At 68.9% G+C, this 798-nt stretch carries 1 protein-coding gene; it reads right to left on the bottom strand.

Features of this window, described 5'->3' with window-relative positions; translation table 11 throughout:
* Nucleotides 1–798, bottom strand: a 798-nt coding sequence (locus Dsi01nite_RS56950) for a condensation domain-containing protein (RefSeq protein WP_239137345.1), incomplete at both ends; no start/stop codon positions are given.

Genomic DNA, 798 nt, shown 5'->3' with positions numbered 1-798 from the left:
CGCTCCGGCGCCGGATCGATCACCTGCCACGGCACCCCGTCGGCGTCGGCGACGAGCCGGGTCCGCAGCACCTCGTGCCGGGCTACCAACGCGGTCAACGCCCCCGCCAGCGCCTCGACGTCCAGATCAGCCGGCAACCCGATCGACATCGGGGCGTTGTACTCGACCGAATCCGGATCCAGGCGGTGCAGGAACCACAACCGCTGCTGCGCGAACGACAACGGCAACGGCCCATCCCGGCCCACCGCCACCACCGGCGGCATCACCGCACCGGACACCGCCGCGTCCAACACCGCAGCCAACCCAGCCACCGTCGGCGCATCGAACAACGCCCCCACCGGCAACTCAACCTCAAATGCCGAACGGATCCGCGACACCACCTGCGTCGCCAACAACGAATGCCCACCCAACGCAAAGAAGCTCTCGGTCGCCCCCACCCTGTCCACGCCCAGCAGCTCGGCCCACATCCCAGCCAACAACTCCTGCACCGGCCCGACCGGTGCCACAAACACCTCGGCCGCGCGCGCCGCATCCGGGGCCGGCAACGCCTCCCGGTCAACCTTGCCGTTCCGCGTCAACGGCAACTCGGTCAACTCCACAAACACACCCGGCACCATGTACTGCGGCAACCGCTCACCCAGATACGCCGCCAAACCATCGACATCACCGACCACATACGCGACCAGCCGATCGCCGTCCGCCACCACCACCGCATCCGCCACCGCCGGATGCGACCGCAACGCCTCCTCGACCTCGGCCGGCTCGATCCGGAACCCACGCACCTTCACCTGCGCATCC

Source organism: Dactylosporangium siamense, assembly GCF_016862795.1.
Classification (GTDB): Bacteria; Actinomycetota; Actinomycetes; order Mycobacteriales; family Micromonosporaceae; genus Dactylosporangium; species Dactylosporangium siamense.
Note: the sequence above shows the minus strand (reverse complement) of the source record. Positions and strands in the feature narration are given on the sequence as shown.